Here is a 15,251-nt window from a genome sequence, read left to right as displayed (position 1 = left end):
GTTATTTATAATAATTTTAACTTTTAAGCCTTGAATAGGTAAATCTTGAAATGTTCTTTTATACCTTGAATGAACTTTCTTTGAAGTTGTACCACAATAAGGACAGCAAGGATACTCCTTAATAGATTTTACATAAATATAAATAGTATCTTCTATAATTTGATGTTGTATATATTCTAAATTCTTATCTAGTAATTTAATTAAATTATTCATCTTTTGTTCTTTCCCCTTGATTTTATTATTCAAATTATATAATAGAATCTAGGCTGTTTCAACTAACATTGGAAAGAACCACTTTTAGTATGTGTTAAACAGTAGATTTATTTCATAGATTTCTTACCAAAATTATAATATTTCTCAAATAAAAAGGGGCTGTAAAAAAAGGTCCTAAAAGTTAAGCAACGATACCAGTTAAAAACTGGCATCGTTGTTTTTTCGTGTATTCTTATTTTTTTACATATATTTCTTAAAAAAGGGTGCACTTAATAAACACATCGTTCTAAGTGCAAAAATTAAAACTTTATTTATGCAACGAGCGTTTTACGATTTAGCTTATTATTGTATTTATAAAGGTTATAACCACAAGAAATCAATGTAAGTTCAAGAATTACATTATCGAGGCCACGTCTAAACAATCTTTTGTAAGACCTATTCCATTTTATTATTCCAAATGTGCCTTCAGATTGTATACTCCTATTCATGCAAAGCAATACTCCATGTATAGATTCTAGATTGTTTATTACTTCCTTATGCATTGAAGTTAATTCTCTGTTTAAACTTACAGTTCTATTTCTAGTAGTTCTCTTACAGCATTCGCTTCGGTGAGGGCATCCCTCACAATCCTCACATTCATAGAATTCTTCAGTTCTGCCATATTTGTTTTTTCTGACTTTCTTCTCATATTTAAATATAAACTTTTTACCATTAGGACAAATAAGATTGCCTTCATCATCTCTTGAAAAATTTATTGCTCTATAAGGATTATCACAATATTTTTTATTTTTAGTTTCCTTTTCAAACATAGTAAATTTCATGAACTTTTCCATAGAATGTTCTTCACAATATATGTAGTTATTATATGAACCGTAACCGGCATCGGCAACTGGATATTTGGGATAATGCCATATGTATCATTGAATTTTTCCATTAGTGGAACAAAACACTCCATATCTGAAGCATATTTCTTAGCATCTATTACTGCTATGTATTCATCGCATATCGCAGCTTGAACATTATAAGCTGGCAAAAGCTAATCATTTCCCATATAATCACGCTTAACTCTCATGAATGCAGCATCATAATCTGTCTTCGAATAACTATTTCTTGAATCGCCACATATTTCTATGTAGTTAGCGCAGCCTTTTAACCGCTCCATATACTCTAGCATTTTTTGATATTGCCTTTGATGAACACTTTTTCTATGTCCCCTGCCGGATACGAAAGTATTTATATCAAGTCCAGTAGCCTTTTTATAATTATCAAGCATATCTTGGATGTAATCTACAGCATATTTATCTCTTTTTTCAAGTTTCACACCTAATAGATTTAGTACCTCAGAATTCATTTCATCTATTAATGTAGAGATTTTGTCAAAAACCTTATCTCTATTTTTGATGCATGAACGCTTCCATACCCAGGTATATCTGTTGGCATTTGCTTCGATTTTTGTCCCATCAATATAAGTATGCTCTAAATCTACATTATCTACTTCAAAAATATAGTTATTTATATCATTAAATATCTGCTCGATGGAACTAGCTAGCTCATTACGAATAAAATTTCCGAAAGTAGCATGAGATGGAGCTTTAATACCATCAAGTAAATACATAAATCTAATATCTGTTTTGCAAAGTCTTTCTAATTCTCTTAGATGAAAGCCCAATAAACATAAAAGGTGAACATCCTTATTTAAGTTCGAACTTTAAAGGACATCCACCTATATTTAAATAGCTAATTTTGTATATCACTTTATTTAAAAATAAAGCCTATAATAGATTCTTTAATCTACTTCTATAATCAGCTCCTGTTTTATATTTATTCCTATTAATTATCATATCTATTCCAATTTGTAAAATTTTTTTTTCAACTTCAGCTCTTAACTTTTCATCCTTAATCTCGGTTATTTCTGGTACTTTTGCGATACCAACAACTCTTCTAATACATTCTGTTCCTGCATATCCTGCAGTATCACTTAAGATATCATTAAAATACTTTTCTTTAAATCCAATATTTTTTGCCATTACATCTGTAACATTTTTTTCATATAAAGAATTAAACTTGTCCATAAAAGAATCAATTATTTCTCCAATTGAATTAAATAACCAAGCATAGAACTTTTCAACAGCCTCTTCTACTTCTTTAACTAAAAAATGTACTCTACACAAATTCATGCATAAATTTGCCACCAAATTTCCTACATCATATCCAATAGGCCCATAAAACACAAATTCTGGATCAAAAACTACTATATCTTTTTTATTAACAAATATAGCTCCGGTATGCAAATCTCCATGAAGTAATGCTTGAGAATTTGTCATAAATTTAAACTTTAATTCAGCTACTTCTGAATGAAGAATATCATTTTTATATATATTCTTTTCAATAAAATCAACATTAGCTTCTGTAACTATATTTTGATTATTAATATTATTATATGGCTCTGTAAAAACTAAATTTTCAGTCAAATCACATAAATCAATATTTATAAACTTTTTTAAATATTTCTTTTTAAGCTTATGATTTAAATAGAGATCTGAAGTAAAAAACAAAGTTCTAGAAAGAAAAGTAGATACAGACTCTACAAAATTAGGATATATATTTAGTTCCATTAACCCCTTTCTTGCAACTAAAACATCTTTTATATCTTCCATAACAATAACACTCATTACTTCATCATATTTATATACTTTAGGTACAAATCCAGGTGCAATTTCATTATAGATTTTTAGTAACTGTGCCTCTCTTTTACCTCTGAAAATATCAAGTTTCATATTTTCAGAAATCCTTGCTTCCTTAGCTGCCTGCTTAACTATAACTGACTTACCGCTTACTATGTCCATAACACGATATACATAATTAATATTTCCATCTCCTATTTCATCTACCTGCAATATTCCATTACTAAAAATATCAATCTTATCTTTTATATACTTTTCAACATCATTACAATTCATTAAATAATATTTACTAAATTTATCACACTTCATAGAACTCTCCCTCACTTTATCTGTCAATGTATCTTAATTATAAAGTGCTTATATTTTTTCCTTCACTAATTGCATCTTCAATTTTTTGCAGATCTGTAAGAGCACTCTCTAAATTTATATAACTTCCTATTAAAACTGTCTGTTCACCATAAGTTGAACAATCAATAACTCCTACTAACGCAATAGTCTTCTTCTTGTCCACTTTATAATTTTCATCTATATATACTCTTATACATTTATTAAGTTCTCTTCCATTCAAAGATTTTATCCACATAAAATATTAGTTCTCCTTTTTAAATATAGCTGAAGCGAAAACCCCTAATGCAATTCCAAAGCACATTCCAATAGCTATTTGGTCAAAAATAAAATACCCTACTAATGCACCTATGCCTACTCCTATACACATAAATATTGGTAATAAATTTGTTCCTTTTTCCTTAGAATTTTTATTCATAATTAATTCCTCCTAATTGTTTTTCATACTCTTCAATAAATCTTTCAATAAACAACTCATTAATTCCTTTATATTCCACTCTAATTTCTATATAATCCTTATAATCATATAATCTAAATACAAAATCTAGGTCAACCCTAGCTAAATCATATGTTTCAACCCTTCTATATATGCTCTCATTCTGTTCATTACTATACATCTTTTGATAATCAAATAATACATTACAAGGTTCCCTCATATTATTTAATACATCATATATTTCCAAAGCACTATCTAGTTTTTGAAGTTCTAACCAATCCTTCTCTATATGTTTAGCAGACTTAATTAAATCATATTCCTTTTCAATATAAGTTACAGGTACATATTTAGAGAAGAAACCTATTGTATTAGCTGGAACAACATTATTTCTTCCATTAACAAAAGATGCTATGGTCATTGTTTCTTGATGTACTACTAAGTTTAAACTTCTAAAGAAAGCAGCTGTATATAATAAAAATTCTGATATAAAATACTTTTTACTTATCTTTCTTATCCTTGAACTTGTATTAGAATTCAACTTTATTATTTTCTTATTTTCTTCATTCTTATAATCTATAAACTCATCACTAAAATTTATTCTTCGTGTTTTAGAGTAAAGTTCAAACAACCTTTCCTTTGATTCATTATAATCTACACTATTTTTATACTTGTTAAACTTCTCCAAATTTTTGAAGAAAGAAGTAAATCGACACTTTTCACCATTATAGTACCCTTCAATAGTCTTCATTAGTGATACTCCTGAAATATAATCAAATATAAGATGATGTACAGCTGTTAATAAATACATTTCATTACCACACTTAATAATTGAAAAATAAGCTAAAGGTGTATTTTTAAAATCCAATTCTGGTATGAGATTAACTATTGTCTCTTTACTAATATTATTTAATTCTTGAAAGTTTACATCTATATTGCTTTTATCAGTATAAAATACCTTACTTCCATTCTCTCCATAATGAAACTTCATAAAGAAAGCATCATTATTTTCAACAGCATTTAAAATAGCTTTCTTTAATCTTTCACAATTTATATCTTTATTTAAGTTCCAAAGATAAATCATAGTATTAATATTTTTACTTTCTCCATATAACATTAGATTTGAATATTCAACATCTATAACATAATTCTGCATAGGAAGACATTTATAAGACTTTTTATATCTTCTAGTTTTTAAATTACCCTTTTCTTCATTAATATTATTCTTTACTAAAGCTATAAGTTCTGATATTTTCATTTGAATTGAAATCATGGATATAGATAGTTCTACATTGAAATTTTCATACAAAAATGTAATCATTGATAATATATTTAAAGAGTCACACCCTATTTCTCCAAGAGAATAATCAAATTGATTATAACTAAATATAGCAAAGTTTTCAGAAATATAATTTATTACTTTTTGAGCAATTTCATCATCCTCTGAATAACTTAATTCTTCTTCATTTCTATCCTTTAAAGCAGTTGATAGCTTAGGAAGCTTTGACTTATCAAGCTTTCCACTAATATTTAACGGAAATGTTTTAACAGGCACAAAGAATGAAGGAATCATATATGCCGGCAGATATTCTTTAATAGAATTAACAATTTCAGATAAAGTTATATCCTGTTTTTTACTAATAAAATAAGATACAATCTTTTCCCCTAGTCCTTCAACATTAACTACAAATACTCTTGTTTCAATAATAGGTGAATAAGTTTCTATAGTGCTTTCAATATCGCCTAAATCAATACGTAATCCTCTTACTTTTACTTGTCTATCTTTTCTTCCTATAAAGCATAGTTCTCCATCTTCATTCCAGAAACCATAATCTCCTGTCTTATACATTTTTGAACTTGATAATATATCATTAATATAATATTTATCACTTAATGACTTAGAATTTATATATCCATGCCCTATACATTCTCCTGCTGCACATATCTCTCCAACAACATTAGGCATAACAAATTTATTATTTTCATCTAATACATATACACGACTATTATATACTGCACTTCCCACAGGAATCTCTTGTAAATCTTCTACTATATCCTTATTTAAATAAAATGTACTAATCTCAACTGTACATTCAGTAGGACCATATATGTTAGTTATTTCACTTTTTTCCTTTATAGCAAAATATCTTTTACATAAATTATGCTGAAGTTTTTCTCCACCAACTACTAGATGTACATCTCTTGAAAACTCATTCTTTCTTATCTCTATATAGTCAGTAATAATCTGCAAAATTATTGGAGTTGCATCAGAAGTATCAACTTTATTTAAAAATTCTATTAAATTCTTTGCAGATTTCCCACAACAGCTTGGAAATATATTTAAATTTCTACCAAATAGAAGTGCTGGATAAATCTGCTGTACAGACATATCAAAAACAAACTCAGCAATAACCCCATAGTTTTTAGGTTTAAAACTCTTATTTTCAAAAACTTTTCTATGTAAAAAGAAAGCATTATTAATTATATTTCTATGACTTATTCTTACTCCTTTAGGATCTCCTGTCGAACCTGAAGTGAACATTATGTATGCCATACTCTTTGATGGTATTTCAACATCATATATCTGTGGATTAATTTCTTCTTTTTCTATTAAACTTTCATATAATATACACTCATTTGGATATTGTTTATAATAGCTTGTCTCTGAACTCGTAATAATACAATTTAAATCAGCAGATTCATAGATCATTTTTAATCTTCCGTCAGGATAAAACTTTGACATAGGAATATAAGTCATACCAGCTTTTAAAATTCCTATCATACATATAATAAATTCAATACTCTTATCCATCAGAATTCCTACATTATTTTTATTAAGTAACTTTTTTCTCTTAATTAACTCTGAAGCTACAAAATCTGTAATACAGTCTAACTCTTCATAAGTAATAGTTTTATCTAAATATGTTACTGCTATCTTATGTGAATATTCTTTTGCTGCTTTTCTAAAAAGTGCAGGTATATTCTCTTCTTTAGGAAACTCTATAGTATTATAGAGCTTCAAAAAATCATTCTTATTTTCTAATTCAATAACAGGATTCTCTAAATAAAACTCATCACACATATCTAGAAACTGATTTTTATCATTATATTCCATAGAACAAAGCTTTTTAAAATCCTCTTCATTTAATTTGGCTACTATATCTGAATTAAACTTAAATATACCTTCTAATCTTTTTTCATTATTATGCTTAATCTTTTTGGCAACCACATTCTTAGCCGGATTTTTTTCTATATAATCAATATATTTTTCTATATCGCTTCTTGCAAAGAACTTATCAGAATGAATAAACATACAACAATCTTTTTTTAATGATTTAAAAACACTATAAGAGTTCTCTTCATAAATTATATTAATCTCTTTATATGGTTCTAATAGCTTGCTTATTGATGAATTCTTTTTAGATAAAAAAAGAAATACATTATCTTTATTTGTTTTTTTTTGTATTAATAATTCTAATAATTCTTTTAAGTATACAGTTCCATTATAAGGAACTAAAGATGGATTTAATCCATCTTTAGTTAAACAATATTTAACATTATCATAAGTACAAACTAATATATTCATTTATAACTCCTCAATTAAACTATTAATCATCCTAATTCATCAATATAATCACATATATCTCCAATTGAATGTTCAATTATCATTTTTGTTTTTAACTTTGCTACATTATTATAGTATTCGTCACAATGTATAATTTTATTTACAGCCTCATTTAATTCCTTTTTATCTAAAGGATATTTCTTTAATAAGATTCCTACATTGTTCTTTTCAATTGCAAGTCCGACCTGATAACAATGAAATGTTGCTGGCACAATAATCATAGGTGTTTCACACATTATAGCTTCTCTAACACCTGTAATACCACCATGTGAAATCATCAATCTGCTCTCACTAAGTTCCTTTATTTGATTAACAGAATCTTTTATAAATATATTTTCATTATTTTCAAAGTTAGATATTTCATCCTTTAAACTTGCTACATTTCCTTTTGTAGCTGTAATCTTAAAATTAGAGCTAACATCTAAATAACTTAGTATTCTCTTTAAAATATCTAAATTATAAAAATCAGTAATGGTCCCTCTAGTAACAAATATTTTATCCTGTTTATCTATTTTTTCTACTGACATATTGAATCCTAAAAAACTAATATCTTCAGTAAACTCTTCACTTCCAACTTGAAAATCTTTTGTCATATACATATAATTTTTCTCTGGTAAATAGTAGTCCTTAAGTCTGCATCCTGAAAACTTTGCATAAAACTTCTTTTGCTTTCGCTCTAACTTATTAAAAACATTAAGAATTTCTAATGAATCCAAGTTACTTCCTACTTCTTTTGAAATCACTCTATCTATATACTCTAAAAAATATTTATCTTGAGATGAATCTGACATATTAGTTGCTGACTCTATACATATATATTTTTTTCTGCACTTAATAGAAAAAACAGGTCCCCAAAAAGCTTGAGAATCACATATAATAATGTCTGGTGAAAATTCTTCTATTTTTTCAATCAAACTGCAGTATACCTCTTCAACAACAGAATTATTTAAACTATTTATTTTAGATAAAACATTATAGTCATATTGACTAGCATAATATTCTTTAACATAATTCTCATTAGAATTTAAAACGCCAGTGCCAAAGAAATCTGAAACCAGTTTAGGATACTCAATCATAGGTATACCTAATTCCTGAAAAACTTTTTCAAATTTTTTTGAAGATGCTGCAAGTATATTATGTTTTGTACGTAAAGTCTTAAGTAATTCAATATTAGGATTTATATGACCCCAAAAAGGCATACTAAAAAATAATATATTACTCAAATGGTATAACCTCTCTTCTTCTTTCATCTACTTCTTCATTAGGGACATAATAGAAAATTTTTTTCTCTTCATTAATACAAATCAATAGTCCTTCAGAAAACTCCTCTTCCAAAATTTCCGATTTACAGACATAACCTGATAATGAAATTCCCTTTTTTATTCGTACAAGCCTTTCCTCATCTGTTATACAAATATCTAAATCTCCTCCATCTAAGTTAAACATTACTTCAGAGCCCGTTATATCATATACACTTTTAATTTCACCTAACTGTATAAAACATATGACATCAGACTTTTCACTAGGCTTTATAAAGCAATAGTTTTCATATAAACATAAGTTTCCTGAAATGCTTATATCATTACTAAGTACAACTATTCCCATCCTATCAAAAATCATTTATTAACACCTCTCTTACTTAAATGTATAAAACTTTACTGTACCATTAATGGCTTAGCTTTATATCCAAAACTCTTTAACAATTCCAAATCAAAATTATCTGTAACAGCTACTGGATCAAGCATATTTAAAGATTGGTAATTAGGTGCTGTAACTCTAAGTCCTAGTTCTTCCATATGATTGTACTGATATGTTCCTGGAAATGGTGTATTGAATGAGAAAAATAATTCTACTTTACTTCCACATCTATCTTTAAGTCTCTGCATAATTTTTAAAGTATCATTCATACTTTCTTCTGTATCGCAATAATGCCCAAAAATAAAACTCGCTGCCACACGAACCCCACAAGAAACAGAATACTCAATTAAATCTTCTACAATACTTATATCAAGCTGTTTAAATATCTTATTTAAAACCTCTTGATTTCCACTTTCAATTCCATATTGTAATCTTTGACATCCATGTTGACTCATCTCTTTTATTAATTCTCTATTTTTACTTAAAATATCAACTCTTGATTCACATCTCCATTTATATGTAACCTCAGCATTATCTATAAGTTCTAAAAATCTTTTAACTCTTTTTACTACTGCTGTAAAAGTATCATCACAATAATATATTTCCTTGCCAAAATTGGTTATATTTAATAATAACAAAGTTTCTAAGAACACATTTTCTATACTTCGAATACGATATGTTGATCCTGATAATTGAGACGCTGCACAATAAATGCATCTTCCAGGACATCCACGACTTGAAATTATAGTTATCATAGTTGATTCCAAGGATCTTGGTATAAACTGTCTCTTTATTATTGGTAATAAATCCAGGTTAATTATAGGTTTACGTTTTGGATTATCCACATATTTTTTGATTTCTTTAGAATAATATATAAGTCCATTAATTTCTTCAAACTTAATTAACTTTTCTTTAGTTCTAATAGCTTCAGCAACTTCAAGATTAGTAGCTTCTCCTTCTCCCACGACAATAAAGTCAACATATTTCCTCTTTTTACAGTATTCACTATCCACTGTTGGGTGAGAACCACCTAATAAAATTGGTATATGAGAAAGTTTCTTTTTTATATATCTACATAAAGAAAGATTTTCATCAATATTTTCAGTATAGGATGAAATACCAACATAAACAGGATTTTTCTCCTTTATTACTTCTATTATTTCTTTACTTCCCATTGATTCTAAAGATGAATCTATAATCTTAACGTTATAACCATTCATTTCCAAAACAGTCGCTATAGACATGACTCCTAATGGAGGTAAAAAACATACATCTGCCAGTTCTGAATTACTAGCATTTGATTTTATTATAAATACAATATTTCCTTTTAATATATAGTCCATCCCCCATCTACAATTAAATTATGACCAGTTATCATCCTTGCCATAGAACTTGCAAGAAAAACAACTGAGTCAGCAATATCTTCTGCTTTAGCATACTTTTTCAAAGGTATCTTATTTAATGCTTTTCGTTTAAAGGATGTTTCATATAATAACTTATGATTATTCTTAGTTTCCACAAATGTTGGAGAAACACAATTAACCCTTACATTAAATTTACTCCATTCTAATGCAAAAGCTTTAGTCATTTGAATAATTCCAGCCTTACTTGCACAATAATGCACTCTATCAAAATTTGCTACCACCCCATGCTGGGATGCTATAGAGATTATGTTTCCTTCTCTTTCTACAAGAAAAACTTCAGCTATCAACTTAGTCATAAAAAATGTACCTTTTAAATTAACGTCCAAAACATTATCCCATTGCTTTTCACTAATTTCAAAAGGTGATAAATATGAATTTACACCCGCATTATTTACTAATATATCAACTTGAAGATTAAGTTTTTTAATCTCCTCTACCATTAACTCAATACTAGAAATATCTTTTATGTCTACATCAAAAGTATTAACCTTAACTGAATATTCTTTTTCTATATCTTTTGCTAATTCATTGGCCCTTTCCTTTTCACTTGAAAGGTCACACAAAATCAAATTCCCATTTAATTCTGCAAATGTCCTTGCAATTTCAGCTCCAATTCCTCTTGATGCTCCTGTTACCAATATAGTCTTATTACTAAAATCCATACCTCTACTCATTTTCTTTTCTCCAAAATCCTACTATATTTTTCATACTAAAGTTTCCATAATATACAACGCCATTTACAAATACTCTAATTGAGAAATAAGCTATAACAACAAGAGATAGTATTAATACGATAATTGACGACATAACTTCAATACTAGATGCATTTCCTAAAAAATATCTCATAACCATTGTTCCTGCTGAAGTAAAAGGTATATAAGAAAATACTTTGCTGATTAAAGCATCCGGTTTAGAAATAGCCATAAGACCTGTAAATAGCTGTAAACAAGAAATAATAGTTATAGGTAATACTGCCACCATAATATCTTCATTTTTACTTATTAGGGATCCAATTCCCGCATTTAAAACTGCATAAATTAAATAACTTATAATAAAGAAAACAATATAAATTAGTAATTTATCCATGGTTATTACTGAAAAATCTATCTTTAATCCATCAAGCATTAATATTTCAGGATTTATAATCTTATAAGCCCCTACTGCAACCATTAAAATAAATGCTAATTGGCACAACCCTACTAGTCCAATAGCTAAAGTTATTCCCATAAAAATTGATATTGGTGACGCTGAGGTAAGAAGTAATTCCATAACTCTATTAGTTTTAGCATAAGTTATTTCTCCAGCTACTTGAGATCCATACATCATAATTGCCATTACTAACAGTAATAATAAAGAATATGATACTAAGTAGAACTCTTCAAAACTAGTATCAACTTGTACTACTTCAAAGTCTATATCCTTTAATAAGTTTCTAAGTTCCTCATCATTTATTTCTATTGATTTTGCGTAGATATATTTATAAAAGTTATTAGTATTTTGCTTTATGACTTGTAAATCTCTTGAATCTATAACATTATTATCGTATATAGTAAGACTTATATTATCTTCACTAAGATTAAGTTTTATGATTGCCATATCTTCTTGGCTTAAGACTTTTTCTTTACAATCTTCATCTGAATATAACTCATCTGATAATTCTATACGAGACTTCTCTAACCCTGAATTCCAGTCCTCTATATTGCTAAAACATCCAGTGTTATCGACAGCTAATATTTTCTTTATCTCTGGGTCTTTATTAACAATTTTAGTTACTCCAAATACTCCTATAATTAATATACATAAGATTAATGTTACAACTTTAAAAGCTGTAGACTTTATTTGTTTTCCAAAATTATAAATAAAAATGTTAATAAAATTTTTCATTATGCCTCCTCCATCTCTATGAAAATATCATTTAATGTCTTTTCTTTTACTTCAAAAGTCTCTATTTCCAAGTTCTTTATAAATAAATCATTAATCACATCTTGGCATGTTCTATTCATATTTAAATCAACATAATATTTTTTATCATCACCAGCTTCTAAATATCCTATTTCTTCAATATCTTTCTTAGATGAATTTGCAAATTTAATAATAAGCCTTTTTCCACCTTTTTCTTCTTTCAAATTATTTAAAGAACCTTTATATATTAAATTTGAATAAGATATTATTGCTACATCATCGCAGACATCTTCTAATAAATGAAGTTGATGACTTGAAATTAAAATACACTTATTTTCTTTTCTAAGTTCCATTAATAAATCAACTAAGAATTTAGCGTTTACTGGGTCTAGACCACTAAAAGGTTCGTCAAAAATTACTATATCTGGATTATGAAGTAAACTCGCTATAATTTGTATCTTTTGTTGATTTCCCTTTGATAAGGTTTCTACCTTATCGTTCTTACGATCTAATATTCCAAGTTTATCAAGCCATTTTTCAGCTGATATTCTTGCCTCTTTTCGTGACATTCCTTTTAAAGATGCAAAGTAAACTAATTGACCTATAATTGAATCCTTTATATAGATTCCTCTTTCTTCAGACAAATATCCTATGTTATTAAGTTGTTGAGCTAATGATTTTCCATCTGCTAATACTTTACCCGAACTCTTAGCCAAAGTTCCTAACATCATCCGTATAGTTGATGTTTTACCAGAACCATTTCTACCTATTAGCGCAGAAATTCTTCCTGATTGAAAATCAAAACTCACGTCTTTTACTGCACAAAACTCTCCGTACATCTTTGTTAAATTAGAAATTTCAACTTTCATCTCTAAACCTCCCTATAAAAAATTAAAGATTTGTTGCCTATCCTTTTTAAACAACTTTATATACTTAAAAACAAATTTCATTATATCTAAAACTGCTATTAAACTTACTAATATAATTACTATTTTAAAACTTGTATCTGACATAATAGAATTTGAAATACTATAAATTTCAGCTATAGAAAAATACCAAAATATTGGTCTGAATAATAAAACTGCCCATCCATATATGACTAAAAACACCTTTTTTATTATTGGTGCAGATGCGTTTATTACTAGCTTTATATTAAATATACTTGCAATTGCTGATATCACACTCTTAGTAAGTAAATTATTAATATTAATGCATGCAGATAAAAGCCAATAACCATCTAATTTAACAAAAGGTATTAAATTATATACAATAAACCCCATATTAGAAATGTAATACAACAGTAAATAGCTGCTAATGTTTGTATCACTTCCAATAATGAAGTATACTAATAAAGATAAAGTTGCAAGCATACTATTTACATATAAACCAGCTATAGAAACAAACACCTTTTCTTTCTTTTTTTTCATTAAATAAATATCACTTACATCACAAAACAAACAAGGTAATAGAAAAAATAGTACTAAGCCCATTTTACTAACCTTACCACCATATTTTTTACATACAAAAGCATGTCCTAATTCATGAAGCATAACTGTAAGTAACATTGCTATGAAAATAATAGCTATACTACTAGATGTATAATTCATATTCTCTAAATCATATAAAACACTCTCTGCATTAATTCCAATAAGCATAGTAAGTATGAAATTAGCAACTATATAAATCCCCAGAAATACTTTGGAAAAAAATATTTTTCCAATAGGATATATTTTATCTAGAAACTTATCAGGATTTATTGTAACTAAGTGAATCATAGATATATCTATCTTTGAATTAGATTTTTCTTCATTATCTCCTTGCGATAAAAATCCCCATTCCTTAAATTTCTCATCTAATATAGCTTTAGATTCATTGGATATTTCATAATTATTAGAAAACTCAAAGTCTTTTGTTTTAATACCTCGTACTTTAAATAAATATCTTAATTCATTTTCTCCAAGTCTTACATATTTTTTCCTTCCTTTAACAATGAAACTTCCTTTTTCTGAAGCTAAAACTTCAATATCTCCATATTTCAAAATTGCATCTCCTTAATATAAAATCTACATCCTTAATCCTAGGATCATAAGTAAATAAAACTTTAATTAATAACTTTTTATTTAAATTACTGTTAAAATAAAAATAAAATTAAATTTTAATTTTATGTTGCTACACCAGCAACTGCTGCATAAGCACCAACTACGGCACATCCACCAGCAATTCCACCTGCAAGACCTTTCATGAAGTCACCTAAGTTACCTAATTCTTCAGTAGCTTCTAGTTCTTCAAACTTTAAAATTTCTTTGTTCATGATATCCCCTCCTTTCCTAATTGAAATTCATTAAAATAACTATATTTTATGTTGCTACACCTAAGTAAACAGCAACACCAACTATACCAACACCTACAACTGCACCAACAGCAACCCAGCCATCTCCTAGTTCTTCAACATTTTCAAGTTCTTCGAACTCTGTCATTGTCTTTAATTCCTCCACAATTTCCCCTCCCCTTGTATAATCTAGTTGTAACATTTGATAGAAAACTATTTACTATTCTAACGAACATTACATGTCTAAATTGATATTAATTTTCTTATCTATTACTTTGAAAGTAATAGATAAGAAAATTAATATCAATTTAGACATGTAATGTTCGTTAGAATAGAAAACTATTTACTATTCTAACGAACATTACATGTCTAAATTGATATTAATTTTCTTATCTATTACTTTGCTTACGCCCCGATAGGGAAATACGCATTTCATAATTTAAAATAGTTTTTTATTTAAATTCCAAAAGGAATCTAACCAAATTTAATATAGTTTAGTATAATACTCCTGAATAGAAGATAGATGTACCCCCCCTGGGAGGTTTTAAAGAACCTATACCCGTAAAAAAGCGTATCATTCCATCAGGTAGAATTCTATGTTTAGCTGGTTGGGTTTCCCTTTGGGAATTACCCGTGTCACAGACAAGGTTATAAGCTA

16 protein-coding genes are annotated in these 15,251 nt (G+C 27.6%); all 16 read right to left on the bottom strand.

The annotated features are described in order from the left end of the window. The coding region (locus BM384_RS09995) for a transposase family protein (RefSeq protein ID WP_139232085.1) at positions 1-213 on the bottom strand (213 nt) is incomplete at its 3' end. Between the two features lie 311 nt (positions 214-524). After that, positions 525-1,046 carry a transposase gene (locus BM384_RS09990; protein WP_242946004.1) on the bottom strand — a complete coding sequence of 174 codons (522 nt, stop codon included), beginning with the start codon at positions 1,044-1,046 and terminating at the stop codon, positions 525-527. Positions 1,047-1,249: 203 nt separating this feature from the next. After that, positions 1,250-1,882, bottom strand: coding sequence for a transposase (locus BM384_RS09985; RefSeq protein ID WP_090013326.1), 633 nt, complete (start codon positions 1,880-1,882; stop codon positions 1,250-1,252). Positions 1,883-1,985: 103 nt separating this feature from the next. Beyond that, positions 1,986-3,206: an S-methyl-5-thioribose kinase gene (mtnK, locus tag BM384_RS09980; RefSeq protein WP_090013324.1), complete on the bottom strand. Its 1,221-nt coding sequence runs from the start codon at positions 3,204-3,206 to the stop codon at positions 1,986-1,988. A gap of 37 nt (positions 3,207-3,243) precedes the next feature. Then, the gene (locus tag BM384_RS09975) at positions 3,244-3,480 is read right to left on the bottom strand and encodes a hypothetical protein (protein ID WP_090013323.1); all 237 of its coding nucleotides are present in this window, start codon (positions 3,478-3,480) and stop codon (positions 3,244-3,246) included. Positions 3,481-3,486: 6 nt separating this feature from the next. Further along, a complete protein-coding gene (locus BM384_RS17655) occupies positions 3,487-3,660 on the bottom strand; it encodes a glycine zipper domain-containing protein (RefSeq protein ID WP_175537335.1) in 174 nt (57 codons plus the stop codon). Further along, positions 3,653-7,261: an amino acid adenylation domain-containing protein gene (locus BM384_RS09970; RefSeq protein ID WP_090013321.1), complete on the bottom strand. Its 3,609-nt coding sequence runs from the start codon at positions 7,259-7,261 to the stop codon at positions 3,653-3,655. The genes BM384_RS17655 and BM384_RS09970 overlap by 8 nt, the downstream gene beginning before the upstream one ends. 26 nt (positions 7,262-7,287) lie before the next feature. Continuing rightward, positions 7,288-8,523, bottom strand: a complete 1,236-nt coding sequence (locus BM384_RS09965) for a glycosyltransferase (protein WP_175537337.1) — start codon at positions 8,521-8,523, stop codon at positions 7,288-7,290. Further along, entirely contained in the window at positions 8,516-8,920 is a 405-nt protein-coding gene (locus BM384_RS09960; protein ID WP_090013317.1) for a hypothetical protein, read from the bottom strand. Before BM384_RS09960 ends, BM384_RS09965 begins: the two co-directional genes overlap by 8 nt. A gap of 35 nt (positions 8,921-8,955) precedes the next feature. Then, a complete protein-coding gene (locus BM384_RS09955) occupies positions 8,956-10,281 on the bottom strand; it encodes a B12-binding domain-containing radical SAM protein (RefSeq protein ID WP_090013315.1) in 1,326 nt (441 codons plus the stop codon). Then, on the bottom strand, positions 10,266-11,036 hold the full coding sequence (locus BM384_RS09950) for an SDR family NAD(P)-dependent oxidoreductase (RefSeq protein ID WP_090013313.1): 771 nt from the start codon (positions 11,034-11,036) through the stop codon (positions 10,266-10,268). Before BM384_RS09950 ends, BM384_RS09955 begins: the two co-directional genes overlap by 16 nt. Continuing rightward, positions 11,029-12,246, bottom strand: coding sequence for an ABC transporter permease (locus tag BM384_RS09945; RefSeq protein WP_090013311.1), 1,218 nt, complete (start codon positions 12,244-12,246; stop codon positions 11,029-11,031). The genes BM384_RS09950 and BM384_RS09945 overlap by 8 nt, the downstream gene beginning before the upstream one ends. After that, positions 12,246-13,133 (bottom strand): ABC transporter ATP-binding protein, encoded by an 888-nt coding sequence (locus BM384_RS09940; RefSeq protein WP_090013309.1) that lies wholly within the window; start codon positions 13,131-13,133, stop codon positions 12,246-12,248. Before BM384_RS09940 ends, BM384_RS09945 begins: the two co-directional genes overlap by 1 nt. Positions 13,134-13,145: 12 nt before the next feature. Continuing rightward, positions 13,146-14,303, bottom strand: coding sequence for a metalloprotease (locus tag BM384_RS09935; protein WP_090013307.1), 1,158 nt, complete (start codon positions 14,301-14,303; stop codon positions 13,146-13,148). A gap of 122 nt (positions 14,304-14,425) precedes the next feature. Continuing rightward, positions 14,426-14,575, bottom strand: coding sequence for a hypothetical protein (locus tag BM384_RS17650; RefSeq protein ID WP_175537336.1), 150 nt, complete (start codon positions 14,573-14,575; stop codon positions 14,426-14,428). 46 nt (positions 14,576-14,621) lie between these two features. Continuing rightward, positions 14,622-14,759 carry a hypothetical protein gene (locus tag BM384_RS17645; protein ID WP_175537334.1) on the bottom strand — a complete coding sequence of 46 codons (138 nt, stop codon included), beginning with the start codon at positions 14,757-14,759 and terminating at the stop codon, positions 14,622-14,624. Between the last annotated feature and the right edge of the window lie 492 nt (positions 14,760-15,251).

It is taken from the genome of Clostridium sp. DSM 8431, from assembly GCF_900116755.1.
GTDB lineage: Bacteria > Bacillota > Clostridia > Clostridiales > Clostridiaceae > Clostridium.
Note: the sequence above shows the minus strand (reverse complement) of the source record. Positions and strands in the feature narration are given on the sequence as shown.